The following is a 17,560-nucleotide window of genomic DNA, read 5'->3' on the forward strand; positions in this document are numbered from 1 at the left end:
STRCSSATNDATACTNTRYCHNAGCDTAAACCAGCTAATCAAAGTCAAGATTCAACAGATTTAAGATTTCAGAACTCCAAAGAATGCAGACTCAAATAAGCCTACTGCAAGAAGCGAGTTAATGGTAAAATATAACTATTAATATCCGTTATTTGCTCTGAAAGGGCGCGTCGTTACTCAAAATTCCGTAAATCATGCGCAAAAGCTTGTTTGAAGTCGCCACAATGGCAACTTTGGCAGGTTTGCCTTCAAGTCGTTTTTGCTGGTAATATTGCCATAGAATCGGATTTCGAGGGCCGTGGATTTGCTTTGAGATACCCCCAACTGTTGCTTGGTAGAGCGCTGTACGGAGATATGCAGAGCCCCGTTTTGAGATACGATTCTGGTTTGCTTTAAAGGTTCCTGACTCGTAAACAGATGAATCCAGCCCTGCAAAAGCGGTCAACTGTTTCACGGAAGGGAACCTTTTTATGTCCCCAATTTCAGCGTGAATCATTGCCGCAGTAATCGGCCCCACCCCAGGGATCGATCGTAGTAGGTGGTAGGCAGAAGATTCTTGAACTAAGGATTCCATTTGTTTTTCGAGTGCTGTAATTCCTTCTTGGTAAGCCTTGAATAACCCTATGAAATTCTGCATTGCAAATATATGCGCCTGAGATCCACACGGATCAGGAAGGCTACTCCGCGCAATTCCCAGAAGCTGCGCGTATTTATCTTCATTCCAAGTACGACCTCTTCGATTCAGCATAAGAATGGTTAATACGTCCTCTTTGTCCGCAGTCAGTAAAGCTGAGGGGGAAGGGAATTTAGTGAGAAGCTGAATGGATGAAGGGTTGAAAATGTTCTGAAAAGCCTTGTCATAGCCCGGAAAAGCCAAATCCAGAATGGAACGGAATTGCAGCTGAACTTCACCAAGAAGAGCTTTCCATTGGGCATGTTGGCGACAGAGAAACCGTAGTTCAGTGACCTTTTCATCCATTGGCATGATTGGCGTACCTTCCCCTAAATAGAATGCATTAGCAATTCGAATTGCATCAATAGGATCGGTCTTTACCTTACGAGTAGAGCGCTTTTTGAGCTCATGAGTCGTTAAGGGGTTTAACAAGAAAACGGGATACCCGTGCGAGAAAAAGAAAGAAGCAATAGGCTTCGAATAATTACCAGTCGCCTCCATAACGACAGTTGGTCGCAGCGTTGTAGATTCTTCAAGCTGAACAAGAACTGAAAGCAATGACGAAACATGATCAGGTGAATGGGAGAAAGAGAAGGGCTTTTTCACTTGTACGCCATAGGAAGTGAAGGCAGCGGCAACGCTCTTCCCCTTCGCAATATCGATACTTAAAACAGGTTGATTCATATGACCTCCTTGGATGACACTAGGACCCAAAACAAATGCTCTCCACAGGTTGGCACGGTGATACGGGCTCTAGGCCCAACCAGCTAAATCGGGGTATGAACATTGCTAGGGCTGAAACACTTTATGTGACGAGATCTAAGTCCCAACACCACATTCGTTCTTAACCCAGTGCTAATCTTTTAAGTATAAAAGAAAAGCTCATCCCCGATGAACTGGGATGAGCTTAATATACCAACACCATATTCAAGCATTGGGGCTATCGCCCCTCGGTCTGCCCGAGGGATTTCGGAATTGAGCTAACGGAGTACGATAGTTCAGAACACCACAACGGCAGCCGATCAGAGGATCAGCTGCCGTTTTTATTGAAGTAAAGGGCAGTTTAACGTAAATTTCAACAATATGGAAACGTATTATTAGGTGAGTTCACAATTCTTAAGCTCGAAACTACGTCTTTATAAGGTTTAAGGTGGGAGTTGGTTTTTTGTCAAAAAACTTGAAAATCAATGTATTCTGTTCCATCGCTATTTTATTAATCGTTTCATATTTTTTTGGCATTGGACTACAAAACAATGCCAAGGAAATTGAAAAAGCTGTATTATCTTTAAACCAGCCGATGACAAAAATTGTTCATATTGAAGCATTAGAAAATAATAAAGCTATTGCGTTTTATGAATGGGGAACAGCACCCGAAGATTATTTTGGGATTATAAATTTAAAGAAAGACCTTTTTGGCTGGCACCTTATGAATGGTTCAACTTCGGCTACCCCAAAGGAATATAAAATAGGATGGTCTTTTAGTGACTTAAAAAGGGACTTTTCAAATTACACAGACATTCTCTATGGAAAAATATTTGACGCCGAAATCGTAGACGTACTTGTCAATACTGATAATGGTAAGCAATATTCAGCAAAAATCATTGACGATAATAACGGTGAAAAGTTTTGGTTCTTAATAACAGATGGAGTAAAACTTACAGGTTCTACTATTACAGCCCGTTCTCAAGATGGAAAAATAATCGAACAGATAACAAGATAAATACTGATATCGTTAAGCTAACGGGACACGATAATGTAGGAGTTTGCTTGAGGCAGCTCCTTTTTCTTATGTTGAAGTAACTGGCAGGTTAATTTAGTTGAAAATAAAGGAAAATAGATAAGATATGAGGAATATATTGGAGTATTTGGGGAGGGTTTTCGTTGAAATACTTTTATGGAATATTAGTGGTTTTGGGAGTTGTGTTGCCGTATTCGCAATTTCTTCCGTGGATCATTCAGAATGGCCTGGATATGTCTCAATTAGTAGAAGAAATAACCCAAACGAGCATTGGATCATTTGCATGGATGGATGTTTTAGTATCAGCAATTGTACTTATTGGGTTCATTCTCTTCGAAGGCAAAAGAAATGGTATGAGGTCGTTATGGTTGCCGATTATAGGTACTCTTGTAGTAGGTGTTTCATTAGGTCTTCCTTTATTTTTATTACTTCGTGAAATACACATCGTGAAGAAATTATAAGGCTGAATTTCAGCACTTTTGAGCTAACGGAGAACGATAGTTGAATAACACATATTGTTGAGTAAGCTACCGCAGCCTGCTTATTTTTTAAGCTATTCTAGCTAATAGCTTGTCAATATTTAATTCCTAATGGGTACGGGCAACATTCCTGAAGTTGTACACATCTGAGGGCTGCTTGCAAAAATCGACGGGGGAGCCTTTAGGATTCAATTGTCATCAGATTGGTAGGGGGCTACATATATGATGGAACGTGATGTTGTTATAGGCATTGATGGAGGTGGAACGAGTACAAGAGTCATGATATGCGATCTAAAGGGGAACGAGCTTGCTTATGCGGAGGGTGGCTGTGCTTCCAAGTATAAGGACGAGAACGCGTCTGATCATGTGAAAGCTACTATTGAGGATGCACTTGCGAAGGCAGGGCGAGTTGCAACTGATGTGGCCATGCTTGTTGCTGGAATTGCAGGCTACGAATCAGAAGCTGATGATGCATGGATTATACCTTTTACCGACTTGCCGGGACTCCATTGTCCAAAGCTGCACTTGAATGACTCGGATATTGCTCACGCCGGAGCGCTTCAGAATAGGCCAGGTATTATTGCGATCGCGGGAACGGGCACCATGATCATGGGCATCAATGAATATGGCAGGCGGATCAGAAACTCAGATTATCATCAATACGCGTATAGTGCCGCGCGTCATCTCGCCTATGATGCTGTGTATGAAGTGCTTGCAGGACTTCGAGATGATTCGAATGAGGGGCTGATCACGGAGATGCTGCAATATTTGCAAGTGAGTAGCTTGGAGCAGTTGCAGGAGCTTGCTCGGCAGGGCTTCCATCCCGATACGATGAAGCGCAATCAACTGTTCGGGCAGTTCGCTCCACAAGTCACGAGGGCCGCAGAACAGGGCAGCAGTGTTGCAAGACGTGTATGCAACCGCGCTGCAGAGCAGCTCCGATTGGGTATTGAGCTTGTCGGCTCCAACTTTGCTCAACGCAACGTTGAGGTCGCGTTAATCGGCAGTGTCATCTGCAGCCCCTATATGAGCGGTAAGCTGACAGAATTGCTCATGGCAAATCCAATTAAGCAATATCGCGTGGTTGAAACGCAATTGCAGCCCGTAGTCGGTGCCATTCTTCTGGCCTATAAGGAGCTGGGAATCCCTACAAACAAACGGTGAAGTTGAATGTGAAACGGATATCCTATCTGGATATTTAGCGGAGGGCAGCAGTTGTGAATTCAACATGTCATATATAAAAGATAATGTAGTCTTCATACCTATTCGTATGATCGGAGATTTAATGAGGTAAGAAGGTGATCAAGAATCGTCTCATGAGGATCAGAGATTACCATAAAAAAGAGGCCGCCCCGAATACTGTTTGGGGCGGCCTCTTTACATGATGTTTTATAGGATGCGATGGACTGTAAATTGTCCGGTGGAGGCATGAAGAGCCTCTGACACCTGCTGCGGATCAACCTGGTGGTGACGCGCGATCGCATAGCGGAATTCATAGAATCCTCCGAGCGTTGCTTTAAAGTTGGTTTCCCAGTAGTTCGTCAGGATCCATGCATACGTGGAAGGACGACTATCTGCTTGTTGCATCGTATGAAGTAATCTCGGTTTGTGCTCCAAGGTGCCCAACTGCAGCAATGGCGTATCTGTCATGGAAAGGGCGAGAGCTTCTTGGTCGTTGGCTGAGTGCCAGAATAAGCCTTCCTGTACGCACGTGTAATCCAGGCAAGAACCCGGAATTTGGTCCTTCCATGGACGAACCAAGCCCCCGGCTTTTTCCACGTAAAGTTCTGCATCCGATCCCATAGCAAATGGCAGAGCTACATATACGTTTTCGGGGAGCCAGATGCTGTCCTTGTGAAAACGGACCGATACTTCGACGCGAGGCTGGTTTGCGAACATTTTAAGATGTACGGCGTAGTAGCTGAGTCCTTTCACTTCATATGCAAGCTCGATAAGAGCGAACAATGGTCCATTGTCCAGCACCTTCATGCGAGTCAAACGCCCGACATCCCGCTGGACGTTAATCCCTTTCCGGTTTCGCCCCATCCGGGAGCGAGTAGAGCATACCTGGGAAGGATCGTGTTGATCCAGAGCCGGTGTAACCTCATAAACCGGAGTGAATGGGGCGTGTTGGCGGTTCTGATCCAACAGATCTACAGAACTTCTCTTATCCACCCACGCTGTGATTCCTTCATTTATTTTCCACTCGATACGCATCGTTCCTGATTCTATGAAGTCCTCGTTGACAATAATCGGATGTTCCGTGGCAGGCTGCATCCAGATGTCGGCGACTCCTTCGCATGCGATCGGCTCGATATTGCGGGCGGTCAGGATTTTATCGGATGGTGCGGAAACGTCCCCCATATCAAACGGTTGAAGATGAAGAGTACGGGACTCTCCCGGTAAAAGCGTCAGTTCGGTGACGAGCGATTTCGTATGGGATAGTTGATACGGTATCGCTTGTCCTATCGATTCATCGATAAGCTCGAATTTCTTCTGGAGTATTACGGTTTCCCATCCATCGAGCGGAATCGTCACCTGAAGCGTGGCTTCAGATGGTTCCGTATTGATGACCTCGTACCGCAGAGGACGATGGGGAGCAAGAAGAGCCCCATGACGAGCGACGAGCGCTTTATCCAGTGCACGGTAAGCCAGTTTGCTGGCTTCGGCGGCATACGCCTGTTTCCGAACCTCCAGCATCTGAACCTGCGGATGCCACGGTTCATAGACAGAGGAATGGTACCCCCACGTATGCTCCGCATACATGGTCAGTGCCTGCATCGCTTCGTCCATGTCGGAAGGACTTGCCGCTTCATGGGCAGGGTCCAATCTTTTCACTTTCCGAAGTGTACGCTGGGCATCGCGGTAGATCTGAGTATGCATCGCCGTGGAAGCAACGCCGTCGGTCCACCAGTCCGGCCAGTCCCCCCGGTGAACCGGGAGCTTGGATAAGTCTTCCTCCTTCAATACCGCAAAGAATTCGGAAAGCGTCGTTAGTTTAATCGTGACTTGATCGCCGAATTGTTCATTCCATTGCGTAATCCATTCCGCTATATCCGCATTCGGAGACGCATTGTCTGTGCCAAGCCCAGATACCATGACAGGAACGAAGGAATAAGGATATTGTTCCTGCTCAAGATTTCTTAAATACCGGTTAATCCGTACCGTTGCAATATCGTTATGACGAGATTCGGGTTCCATGAGATAATGTTGGATTTCGTCTTTGATGATATATTTACCCAGCGCGTTCGGGCAGAAGCCCAACTCATTGCCGAACATATAGTGTTCTCCGTTCCAGACGAGCAGCTTGCCGCCGTCAGGGGTTTCCCACCAAAACGGCGTTTGCTTGCGGCCCAGTGGATACATACCGTGATGCGTGTGGATACAGGAGAAGAGATGCTGAATGTTATTCTGGAGCAAACTGGAGGCATATCCCCAGCCGTATCCGTTAATGTCGGCTGTCATCGCACTGTCGATCCGGTGTCCGAAAGACTCCGCATATTGCTGGGCCTTGCCGTGATTCCGAAGAAGGAGATCGAAGTCGGGAAGCTCGGTCATGTTCAGATAAGTCCCCGATAGCTCAATATCTCCCCGTGCTACAGCCTGCTGAAAAGCCGCTTTTTCGGAAGCTGAAGCTTCTTCCAGGAACTTCTCTACGGCCCAGAACGTTTCACATGTCCAACGGAATGGTTTCCACTCCGGATGCATTCCACTGTGAGCGGCTTCTGAAATTTTCAATGCCTGACGAATAAAATCAACATGATACTGTTCGATTCTTTCCTGACGCTCCGTATAGCCGATATCCGTGTGCGAATGATGGATGACGTAGATTGTCCAGTTGCGGACGGGTTTATGCTCTTCTTTAGTTGATATACTCATAGTAAGATAACCTCCAATTAATTTAACGATGCGTGCGCTGTTATCCTGATCCTCGAATAGCTTACGATTTTATTGTAGAAGGAGCAGGAGGAGGTGTCTTTATAAAAAGAGGAAGTTTTTTTGTACGATCAGGACATGATTCCTTATCGCTACAGATTGGAGTCAAATCGCCCTTCAGTGAACTGTGAATATCTGAATCGTACGGGGGGTTACGCCAAGCTTTGCTGTAAATACGTGTGTGAAGTAATGAACGGATTTGAAATCCGTATACGACGGCAATATCTATGATCTGTCGATCCGTATGTAGAAGCATGCCTTTTGCAATTCTGTGACATGTTCAACAAGGTCGCGTTCTTTAGCATAACGAATCGAGTCCGTCCCCAATAGCCCATATAGGGGGACATTGGTCCGCACTCTGAAACCGTTTTCTAATGAAACAGTGGGGTTCTTTTGAATGTCTACTCAATGAGGTATAATGATAAATTATTAATTGATATAAGAGATTCTAAGTTGGGGGAAGTGCAATATGTTAGAGTTGATCATTGATGAATCGGAACGTTTACGAATAGTAGCGCATGCGTTATCTTCAGATATTCGTATTAACATTATTAAGCTTTTGAATTTTAATAAGGAGAACATAGTAGATATTGCCGAGAAACTAAATCTACCTGTTTCTACAGTCGCATCGAATATCAAAGTTCTAGAGGGTGCTGGGTTAATCGTTACGGAAGTACAGGCTGCATCCAGAGGAACTATGAAACTTTGTACAGTGAATTTCAATGAAATTCATATGAATCTGAATGTAAATGCCGGATATAATGATCCAACAAAAGTTTACCAAATCGATATGCCTGTTGGCTGTTATACTGATTGCGAAATTCATCCCACTTGCGGTTTGATTAATGATAATGGGATTGTTAAACCTCAAGACGAACCGTCCTATTTTTTTCATCCGGGGAGAGTTTCCGCTCAACTGATTTGGTTTCATCGGGGTTACGTCGATTATAAATTCCCGGTTACCTCTGATACAAATATGAACATCAAGTCAATTCAATTTTCTATGGAACTCTGTTCCGAAGCTCCTGGTTATGATCACAATTGGCCGTCTGACATTACAGTATGGATCAATGATACAGAAATTGGAACTTGGACTTGTCCTGGAGATTTTGGCGATAGAAGGGGAAAACTTAACCCACTATGGCTTCCTGACAATCATACCCAATACGGTTTGCTAAAAACCTGGAAAGTCGATAACGGGGGAAGTTACTTGGATGATGTAAAAATCTCGGATATTAGATTGCCGGATATTTCATTTAAAATGAATAAATATATTAAATTCAGAATTGGCATCAAACCCTATTCGGAGAATATCGGCGGAATCAATCTTTTTGGTAAAGAGTTCGGTGATTATAGTCAGGACATCATTATGAGAATTATCTACTAAAGTTAAATGTAGAAGGATCGCAGAAAATGGCGATAGAATGCCGCACCCTTTAGACCCCGATTGGGTCTTTTTGGCATATAAAATGGCGAGATGTGTCGATTATATATTTTTCTATTTTCAAGTGAAAAGGGATCAATATACAATTCGTTACGGATTTTGTGTAACAAATAAAAAAACGGGAAAAAAGTGTTGACGAAACAAAAAAACTGATTTAAGTTTAGATTGTCATTAAACGGTAACGTTAATGGAAAAATATACGTGGAAAGGAGACAAGACTGTAAGCGCTGTCACAAAAGAAGTTTAGCTGTGTTTAGATTACACTAGTGGGGGGAATTTCTGTGAAACGGTTCAAAATATATGCGATTACAGTATGCTTAATTCTTCTTTCAACTTTGATTCTAAGTGCTTGCTCCAGTACTAGTAATAATAAATCTGTTTCGGAACCGAAAAGTAGCGATGCTGCAGTTTCTGGTAAGAAGATCACGATTACCTATTGGAACTTATTCGGTGGTGGTGACGGAGTTATCATGAACGAAATGGTTAAGAAATTTAACGATGAATACAAGGATCAAATTGAAGTCAAAGCTCTGACGCAAGATTGGGGCCAGTTCTATACAAAACTTCAAACGGCAGTTGCAGGAGGGAACGCTCCGGATCTCGCAATTTCTCATACATCCAAACTTTCCGAATTAGTAAGTTTAGGAATCGTTGAACCCATAGATGCGTATTCGGAATCCATTGGGTTGAATTGGGGCGATTTTAATGAGAACATTCTATCCGCTTCAATCTTTGATGGTAAGCATTACGCAATGCCTCTAGATGCTCATCCGCTTATCTTGTACTATAACAAGAAAATTTTGAGAGATTTGAACTTGTTGGACGAGAATGACAAGCCTCAAATTCAACCTGGTCCGGAGGGATTTACGAGCTTTCTTCAAAAGATTAAAGACAGTGCTCCTAGTGGCACTGAGGCCATGCTTCTTCCATCCGATGGTGAAGACCCATACCGGGTTTGGTGGGCACTGTACAATCAGCTTGGCGGGCAAGGGGTATTTGATGAATCTGGTAAAAAGGTTACATTGAATAACGAGCAAGGCAAAAAGGCAGCTGAGTTTGTCAGTAGTCTATTTAGTAGTGGTTTGGTGAAGAAGAGCTTTCCGAAGGTCGGTGAAACATTCCAAGCGGGTAAGGGCGCTTTACTTCCAACAGGTGTGTGGTTCACGAGTACGCTTGAAGCAACGAAAGGTTTAGAATTTGGAGCCATTCCGTTCCCACAAATCTTTGATAAGCCAGCTACATGGGTCGACTCCCATAATTTCATTCTACCTATACATAAGAAAGGCGAAGATGCAAACAAAGTGAATGCAGCTTTGACCTTTGCTAAATATATAACGGATCATGCTGCGATGTGGTCTAAGGCTGGGCATATCCCAGCTTCCAAGGTGGCCGTAGAGTCTGAAGAATTTAAGAGTTTACCTCTTCGCCAGGATTATCTTCAGGCAGGTAACAATGGGGTGTATCTACCCAATTCGCCAAAGTTGTGGCCAGTGAAGGATCAGCTGGTTCAGGCTTTGAATACAATTTGGTCTGGCAAAGTCCCTGTAGATAAAGGTTTAGAGGCAGCCGTTCAAACTATGGAGAAAATTCTGGCGCGATAAATAATGTTTGGCATCGGGGTTACTGTGAGTAACTCCGATGTACTATGGAGGTAAATCATGAAAACGGCAATGGTAGTAGAACCTGATCTTGCCCATATCTCTACAGGAAAGCGAAAGAGAAAACTAAATAATGAACTGCTAGCATCCGCCTTCCTGGGACCCTACTTCATTTTTTTTCTAGTCTTTTCAATTGTTCCGATTTTTTACGGTTTATTCGTAAGTCTTCACGATTGGACGTTGATCGGCAAAGTGAAATTTGTCGGCTTGGATAACTACGTATATGCGCTTCAGGATTCTGATTTTTGGGCCTCATTGTGGAATACCTCCTATTTCGTTTTGATTTCAACGCCTCTAATGATCATTACTTCTTTTGGTCTTGCTTTAATACTTGATTCAAGAATTAAAGGTCGGACGTTTCTTAGAATCATATTCTTTATGCCTAATATACTATCTGTTGCGGTCGTTAGCTTCATATGGATTTTTGTTCTTGCTCCTTATAGCGGGTTGGTCAATACGGTGCTGCATAATATCGGCCTTCTAAGCCTAGGAACAGAACTCTTCTGGTTGGATGATCCAAATCTAGCTTGGATATCTATTGTCATGATTACGCTTTGGTGGACACAAGGATTTAATATGATCCTGCTTTTGGCAGGGCTACAGGATATTCCTATTGATCATTATGAAGCGGCGACGTTAGATGGTGCCAATACGTGGGCGAAATTTAAATTTATAACTATACCCGCGATGCGCGGACTAATTGTGTTGATTACTGTTCTTCAGGTTATTGCTTCTTTTAAAGTATTCGGTCAGGTATGGTTAGTAACGCGCGGAGGTCCCGGCAATGAAACCAGGACAATAATCCAATACATTTATGAGACTGGTTTTACTGCGAATAATCTAGGATTATCTACGGCTATGTCATTTATGTTTTTCATTTTTCTTATCATTCTTTCATTTTTTCAACTTAAGTTTTTTGGTAAAAAGGTGGATTAAGGAGATGAACAAATGGGCGAATTCGCTGGATCTCAAAAATGGACAATTGCTAGAATACTGCTGTACGTCATAGCTTTTGGTTTAGCGATTATTTTTTTCGTTCCGGTCCTATACATGGTGTTTACTTCATTAAAACCTGAAGGTTCAATCATGGGGAATTTATTTGATCGTGTATTGCCTCCATTTACGTTTGAAAATTATATTTATATCTTTGATAACGCGCCTGTCCTAAAATGGACGATGAACAGCCTGATTGTGTCAATTATTGTTCCTGTGCTCAGTTTAACAATGGCTTCCTTGGCTGCTTTTGCACTTTCGAGGATCGATTTCAGCTACAAGAAAATAGCCTTTTGGTTAATTCTGAGTGGAATGATGATTCCAGGCGAAGCAACAATCGTTTCCTTGTATATGGTAGCCAACAGCTTGAATATCCTCGACTCTTATGCGGCTTTGATTCTACCAGGTCTAGCAGGGCCGCTCGCTGTAGTGATCATCAAACAGTTTTTTGACGGGATGCCTAATGAGTTAGTAGAGGCCGCCAAGATCGACGGATGTAGTCTGTTTCGTATATGGTGGAACATTTTCATCCCTCTGTCAAAACCGGTATTTGCTTCATTAATGATTTTTTCTTTTCTTGGTTCTTGGAATGACTTTCTATGGCCGTTTTTATCGATTCAATCGGAAGATCTATTTACACTGCCTATCGGCATTCCGTTTTTCATGAGTTCTTATAACCAGGATGAGACTCTCCCGATGACGATTAACGCTTATGCATCGATTCCAATCATTATCGTCTTTATCATTTTCCAAAAGTATATTGTGAAAGGCATGACCTTATCGGGGATAAAAGGTTAATTTTACATATACGGTATCGAGTAAGCAGATTGTTTATGATACGGGGAATTACAACCATTTAAAAGAAATTAAGAGTATTCAAAGATATCACCTTTCATGTGGAACGAGCCCTTAGAATGATTCTATAGGCTCGTTTTTTTTTGTTATTTATTGTGATTGAATCAATTTCATAATGCATTAATCCGTAAAAGGCTAGACTAACCCGAGTTCATAATTAATCAATTTTTTAAAATTAGGCGGCTTCTGACCAAACGAAGAATGGGAGTGATATCCAAAGTTTCAAAAATCGCTTCAAAGCGATGATTTCGTTCCATTTCAAAGTAGCTCTGAGGGGGGCCAATCGGTTATGTTGCAAGGGAAAGGGGGATCCAAGGCTCGAACTATTTATTTACGAGGATGAATTGTGGTATCTTATATTACGGCACTAATGTCATTATCCCACTCGTCACTCTTATGGTTAATTCGTCATATCAGGTATTCAGTCCCTATAGCTAAAACCAACATTCGCGGTTTCTAACTTTGCATTGGAAACGAGGTTTCAATTTTGAATATAAGGGGTTGGTTTCATGGGGGTAGTGACGTTATTATTGAATACACTTATCATTTTGATTTGCGTATTAAGTTACCAAGTGTTTTGGCTAGAGCGGGAAGAAAAAGAACCGAAAAACGAATGTCTGATATCGTTGCTGGCTGTAACCGCAATAATTCTCTGTATGACATTTCCATTCAATATACAATCCGGATTTATTTACGATTTGCGAATGGTGCCGATCCTCCTATGTTTCATTTTCGGCGGGCTTCGGAGCACCCTCTTTGTTGGGGTCGTTTACTTATCCTATCGATATTATTTGGGTGGGGTTGGTTTTTATTCTTCCGTTATTATTTTTGTGATTTTATACCTCATCGTAAGTTGCCTTTATTTTTTTGTTCCTCTATTTTTAAGAAAAAGAAAAATGTTTATAGGCATGTTACTGCTGGTAGCATATATTCTAGTTCTATTTTTCGCAACAACCCTCTTCAAACATAGTTCCCATCAACATCTTGATTTACACTTTGCTCAGTTTCTCCTCCTTCATTTTCTTATCAATCTGTTTACAATGTGCATCTCGGTTTATTTAATCAACAGCATGTTAGAGAAAAAGAGGTTAAAAGAAAAAATTCAACGAACGGAAAAGCTATATATACTCGGGGAACTATCTGCTACCTTCGCCCATGAAATTGGAAATCCATTGACGACGGTTCATGGATTCCTTCAGTTTATGATGAACAATCCCATTTCCGACATGAAACGAAATGAATATTTACATATCATGATGACCGAACTGACGCATGCAGAATCGATTCTTGCTGAATATTTAACTCTCACAAAATCACAGGAGACTATCCAGGAATCCATAGATTTGGGATCGCTTATTCAAGAGGTGCTCGAGACATTATCTTCTGTGGCCGCGGAAAATTTCGTACAAATTCAATGCCATCTTCCTTCATTAGTAATGATCGAAGCCAACCCGCTAAGGGTTACGCAATGTTTGTTCAATATCATAAAAAATGGGATTGAAAGGATGGCGACAGGCGGAATATTAACGGTTACATTGAAACAAGAACGCAAAGAAATCATAATCGACATCACAAATACAGGTGTAGAAATGACTAGGGAGGAAATTAAACGCATGGGGATGCCCTTTTATGCTACAAAAGAGAAAGGGACTGGTCTGGATACGATGATGGCTTACAGCGTCATTAAAGAATTGAAAGGCGATTTGGAAATAAAAAGCAAGAAGGGATGGACTTGTTGTTTGATCACAATTCCGGTTGCTTCGAACGACAAGATGAATTCGGATTCCGGGAACCGATGCAACGATCGTATATTGAAGTGACTTGTTTCACAGAAGGGTAGTTTTTTACAAATATTTAACAAAGGTTTTAAATAAAGCTAACATATATCTTCTATGATGGATGCATCCGTTTTGGTTATGTGAGACTTTTTTGTTTTGTTGCTTGATATTGTTTGATGTGACAATAACTTTGCAGGGGGATCGAACGATGAAACGAATAGCCATTGATATGGATGAAGTCATTGCGGACACGCTAACGACACATGTGGAGTGGTACAACCGAGACTATCAAGATGAACTGAAGCTGTCAGAGCTTGAAGGCATTACCTTGCTGCAGGCCAGGCCTGATGTGAGATCGGCGATTGAAAGCTACTATGAGCGGGAAGATTTTTTTCGCAATATTAAGGTGATGGAGCACAGCCAAGAAGTGCTTCGAGAGCTCTCAGAGCACTATGAAATCTATATCACAACAGCTGCAATGGAAGTACCCGCCTCTTTCCGGGCTAAGTATGAGTGGCTGCTTGAGCATTTTGATTTTTTAAATGAGATGAACTTTGTATTCTGTGGCGACAAAAGCATCATTCGAGCAGACTACTTGGTCGATGACAATGTGAAGCAGCTCCGTGCCTTCAAAGGGCAAGGGATTCTCTTTACTGCGCCTCGCAATGTGCATGAGATAGATTATGTACGGGTGAATAATTGGTTGGAAGCGAGAGCGTGGTTCATGGCTCAGCTGCATCAGGACCAACAGCAGCGTGAGGAACAAAACGAGGAGCAGAACAAGGAGTGCTGTGCTGTGGTGGAGGAGGGTTGAACATGACTTTGCGCGAAATGCAAGATCGAAGTGGAGGCGAAGAGGCTTTACCTCGGGTCGTTGCGCATTGGGAGTTCTCTGCGGATAATGTACTATCGGGATCCATGGAGGAGGGCTGTCTAATCATCAAGGATAGAAGCGGGAATGGAAATCACCTCGAGTCCGTATCTATTCCTTGTGCTGCAGATAGACCAGAACCGATAGGGGAACAGCGATCCTTACAGTGGGAGCACGATCCACAGCGTGGAGAGGTATTGGGTTTTTACAATGACATCGATTCTGCCGCTCGCAGTTACTTCCGAACGATTGCGCAGGCACCGCTCAATGAACTCACTTTTGAAGAGGGGTACACGATCGAAGCCGTCATTCGACTTCCCCATCCCTTCGATGAGGTCAGGCATAGCTGGATGGGCGTGCTGACGAGACAGGGGAGCGGCGCAGAGCTTGGGCGCCAAGGGGAGCAGGAGCTGCTTGCGACACTATCGGTATCCAATTGTATGGAATACCAGTGGGTCTATCATCCGAATCAAGGGGATACGTCAGCAACCAGTTGGTCGCGGTATTTGAAGGAGGAGGAGTGGCATCATGTTGTGATCGTGAATGACACCAAAAAGACGCTGCTCTATGTGAACGGGATTTGTGATTACGCATGCCTTCAGCAGGATCTTCATGGGCTCGCCACCATCAAGGGAAAGGGCTGGAATGTAGGTGCCTCAGAATGGAATGGTAGGCTTGACACGTTGTTCTCTGGCAGACTAAGCGAGATCCGTGTGACAGATAAGCCGCTCGATAAGTCGGAGTGGCTAGATGACCTGAAGCCGTTACAGATCCTCGAGGGTACGAATGAAGGGGAGATAGCCTTACATCATGAGAGCAATTACCACTTTGTGTTTATCCCGGATCCGCAGAAGCTCGTATATCTTAACCCACACATGTTTCATGCACAGGTCGAGTGGGTGAAGCAGCGGCGTGCCGAAGCGAATATTGCAATGACCGCCTTTCTTGGCGACGTGGTCGACCACAGTAATCGTAGAGAAGAATGGGAACGAGCCTCTCTTGCGATATCTACGTTGGATCATGAGGGTATCCCTTATGTAATGACGGCAGGTAATCATGATTATGATGAAGCTGATACGTATCTAGCGTACTTTGGTCCGCATCGGTTCAAGGATAAGTCCTATGTGAAGGGTTATGCTCCTTCATGCTATAGCTCCTATGGCATCATTGAAGCGGGAAGTTATACTTATCTATGGCTAATGGTAGATATGAAACATCTTCAATCGGATATTCATTGGTGCAAAAAAGTACTTGATCAGCATTCTGAGCTGCCAACGCTTGTCGTATCTCATGATATTCTCTACAAAAATCATGCGCTTCAATTAGAGGAGTCACCGAATGGTCGCATCATCTGGGAAGAGCTTGTTGCTCCGTATGACCAGGTATTCATGACGGTAAATGGTCATTATGATGGAACAGGACATCAGGTAAGGACGAATTCGCACGGCCTGGAAGTGATTCAACTATTAATCAATTATCAAGACAGCTACCGAGGCGGCAACGGGTGGCTTCGGCTTGCGGAGTTTGATGAAGCGTACAATCATATTATTTTTCGTACCTTTTCACCATGGGTAGAGCAAATGGCTGCAAGTGAAGAGCCAAGCTATCCAGATTATCGTTTTTTAACGGGAGAGGACCATTCCTTTACGATTCCTTTGCATTTCAAGGAGCGTTTTGGGCAGCTTCAACCGTCTATCTCATGAGGAAATGAGGAGTTTATGCGTGTCTCTATTATCAGAAGAACGCAAGCAGTATATTCTGGAGCAGCTCGATGGGGGAGGGAAGGTTCGGGTCGTTCAACTTGCGAAGCAGCTTCAGGTGTCCAATGAAACGATTCGAAGGGATCTTGGCGTATTAGATGAGGAAAAGCGGCTTCGGCGAGTGTATGGCGGCGCAGTTAAGGTGCAATATGAAACAGGAGAACCGCCTTATCAGCAGCGGCAGGTTCTTCAACATGAGGCCAAACAAAGGATTGGACGCTGTGCAGCCTCTTTGATTCAGGATGGCAATACGATCTACATGGACACCGGCACAACGATTCATGAGTTGGCTCGCGCCTTGAAAGGCCGCAAGCGGATAACCGTGATTACCAACTCATTGACTGTCGCGTGTTTGCTTCGGGATTCCGTATCTCAAGGGTTGTTCAGCGGTCGCATCATTATTCTTGGTGGGGAAATATCACCAGAACAGCAATCGGTTAGTGGACATCTAGGTCTCGATATGCTGAGTCATTTTTACGTTGATAAAGCCTTTATCTCGGTAGGAGGCGTGTCGATTCTGACAGGAATCAGTGATTATGACATGAATGACTCTGTCATCTCTAGAGCTGTGACCTCCAGAGCAAAGGAAGTCATCGTATTAGCGGACTACAGTAAAATGGGCATTCAAGCCTTCTGCCATATTGGACCGATGGAGAAGATTGACGTGGTCGTGTGCGATCAGTCGTATCCACCTTCATGGGGGCAAGAGCTGGAGTTGAAAGGAATTACCTGGATCGTTGCAAGTGAATGAGGAACAAGGACAGACGATGTGGGAAGGTCTTCGGTATAGCCGGAGGCCTTTTTTATTGTTTGGCTCTGATTTATTTTTCTTCGTATTACCGATGATTCTGACAGACGGTAATTACGTTAAAGTCAGGGTCTCTCATGTTAAAAAAAGAGACTGCATCATTTCTGTGGATACCTCCATATATTATTTCAAATCCAAGTTCTTGTACGAATGAAGCCGCTTTATCGATTTCCGTTGCAGGCATAAAGAACAAAGGTGAAGCCTTGTCTGGAACGGGGACGGTATCCATCCCGTTTGAATCGATCATAATATCCAAACCTGAAGGTAGATGAAAGATATGGAGGTGTCCGAACCGTTCTTGTTGTTCTGGAGAAAGCTGAAGCAACTTATTATACATATCAACAGAGCATTCTAAATTTCTTGACCATAAAATAACGCCAGTTACCTTACTTGGAATAGGGGATTGGTAATCCAAATTTTCTCCTCTTTTCTTTGGCATTAGTAATCTTCAATGTAATATTCAACAGAACAGGTTCAAATCCTTCCATTTAATACCACAATTCTACCAATTAAGATTTAACATAACCTATTGTTCACGCGGGATCTTAAAGAAACATTAATAACTCG

Annotated in this window: 14 protein-coding genes; 11 read left to right on the top strand and 3 right to left on the bottom strand. The window is 43.3% G+C overall.

Annotation, left to right across the window (positions count from 1 at the left end; translation table 11 throughout):
• Positions 1 to 148 precede the first annotated feature (148 nt).
• Positions 149 to 1,357, bottom strand: a complete 1,209-nt coding sequence (locus tag BVG16_RS29195) for an IS110 family RNA-guided transposase (protein ID WP_078501439.1) — start codon at positions 1,355 to 1,357, stop codon at positions 149 to 151.
• 481 nt (positions 1,358 to 1,838) lie between these two features.
• Between BVG16_RS29195 and BVG16_RS29200 the strand changes: the two genes are divergently transcribed.
• The 3 genes from BVG16_RS29200 to BVG16_RS29210 all read left to right on the top strand — a co-directional run bounded on the left by BVG16_RS29200 (position 1,839) and on the right by BVG16_RS29210 (position 4,054).
• Positions 1,839 to 2,393 (top strand): hypothetical protein, encoded by a 555-nt coding sequence (locus tag BVG16_RS29200; protein WP_078502730.1) that lies wholly within the window; start codon positions 1,839 to 1,841, stop codon positions 2,391 to 2,393.
• Positions 2,394 to 2,554: 161 nt separating this feature from the next.
• The gene (locus tag BVG16_RS29205; protein WP_078502731.1) at positions 2,555 to 2,872 is read left to right on the top strand and encodes a DUF2834 domain-containing protein; all 318 of its coding nucleotides are present in this window, start codon (positions 2,555 to 2,557) and stop codon (positions 2,870 to 2,872) included.
• A 240-nt stretch (positions 2,873 to 3,112) separates the two neighbouring features.
• A complete protein-coding gene (locus tag BVG16_RS29210) occupies positions 3,113 to 4,054 on the top strand; it encodes a BadF/BadG/BcrA/BcrD ATPase family protein (protein WP_078502732.1) in 942 nt (313 codons plus the stop codon).
• Between the two features lie 225 nt (positions 4,055 to 4,279).
• Here BVG16_RS29210 and BVG16_RS29215 read toward each other — a convergent pair whose 3' ends face one another.
• On the bottom strand, positions 4,280 to 6,769 hold the full coding sequence (locus BVG16_RS29215) for a glycoside hydrolase family 38 N-terminal domain-containing protein (protein WP_078502733.1): 2,490 nt from the start codon (positions 6,767 to 6,769) through the stop codon (positions 4,280 to 4,282).
• Positions 6,770 to 7,295: 526 nt separating this feature from the next.
• Here BVG16_RS29215 and BVG16_RS29220 point away from each other — a divergent pair.
• The 8 genes from BVG16_RS29220 to BVG16_RS29255 all read left to right on the top strand — a co-directional run bounded on the left by BVG16_RS29220 (position 7,296) and on the right by BVG16_RS29255 (position 16,936).
• Positions 7,296 to 8,213, top strand: coding sequence for an ArsR/SmtB family transcription factor (locus tag BVG16_RS29220; protein WP_078502734.1), 918 nt, complete (start codon positions 7,296 to 7,298; stop codon positions 8,211 to 8,213).
• A 338-nt stretch (positions 8,214 to 8,551) separates the two neighbouring features.
• Positions 8,552 to 9,871 carry an ABC transporter substrate-binding protein gene (locus BVG16_RS29225; RefSeq protein WP_078502735.1) on the top strand — a complete coding sequence of 440 codons (1,320 nt, stop codon included), beginning with the start codon at positions 8,552 to 8,554 and terminating at the stop codon, positions 9,869 to 9,871.
• 57 nt (positions 9,872 to 9,928) lie between these two features.
• Positions 9,929 to 10,864, top strand: a complete 936-nt coding sequence (locus BVG16_RS29230) for a carbohydrate ABC transporter permease (RefSeq protein ID WP_233147204.1) — start codon at positions 9,929 to 9,931, stop codon at positions 10,862 to 10,864.
• Between the two features lie 12 nt (positions 10,865 to 10,876).
• Positions 10,877 to 11,719 (top strand): carbohydrate ABC transporter permease, encoded by an 843-nt coding sequence (locus tag BVG16_RS29235; protein WP_078502736.1) that lies wholly within the window; start codon positions 10,877 to 10,879, stop codon positions 11,717 to 11,719.
• Between the two features lie 566 nt (positions 11,720 to 12,285).
• Positions 12,286 to 13,596, top strand: a complete 1,311-nt coding sequence (locus tag BVG16_RS34150; protein WP_078502737.1) for an ATP-binding protein — start codon at positions 12,286 to 12,288, stop codon at positions 13,594 to 13,596.
• Between the two features lie 166 nt (positions 13,597 to 13,762).
• Positions 13,763 to 14,368 carry a 5' nucleotidase, NT5C type gene (locus BVG16_RS29245; protein WP_078502738.1) on the top strand — a complete coding sequence of 202 codons (606 nt, stop codon included), beginning with the start codon at positions 13,763 to 13,765 and terminating at the stop codon, positions 14,366 to 14,368.
• Between the two features lie 2 nt (positions 14,369 to 14,370).
• Positions 14,371 to 16,128, top strand: a complete 1,758-nt coding sequence (locus tag BVG16_RS29250) for a LamG-like jellyroll fold domain-containing protein (RefSeq protein ID WP_233147207.1) — start codon at positions 14,371 to 14,373, stop codon at positions 16,126 to 16,128.
• 19 nt (positions 16,129 to 16,147) lie between these two features.
• Entirely contained in the window at positions 16,148 to 16,936 is a 789-nt protein-coding gene (locus BVG16_RS29255) for a DeoR/GlpR family DNA-binding transcription regulator (protein WP_078502739.1), read from the top strand.
• 85 nt (positions 16,937 to 17,021) lie between these two features.
• Here the strand turns inward: BVG16_RS29255 and BVG16_RS29260 are convergent, their stop codons facing one another.
• Entirely contained in the window at positions 17,022 to 17,408 is a 387-nt protein-coding gene (locus tag BVG16_RS29260; protein WP_078502740.1) for a VOC family protein, read from the bottom strand.
• Positions 17,409 to 17,560 lie beyond the last annotated feature (152 nt).

Origin of the sequence: Paenibacillus selenitireducens (assembly GCF_002021565.1) — a bacterium.
GTDB lineage: Bacteria > Bacillota > Bacilli > Paenibacillales > Paenibacillaceae > Paenibacillus_K > Paenibacillus_K selenitireducens.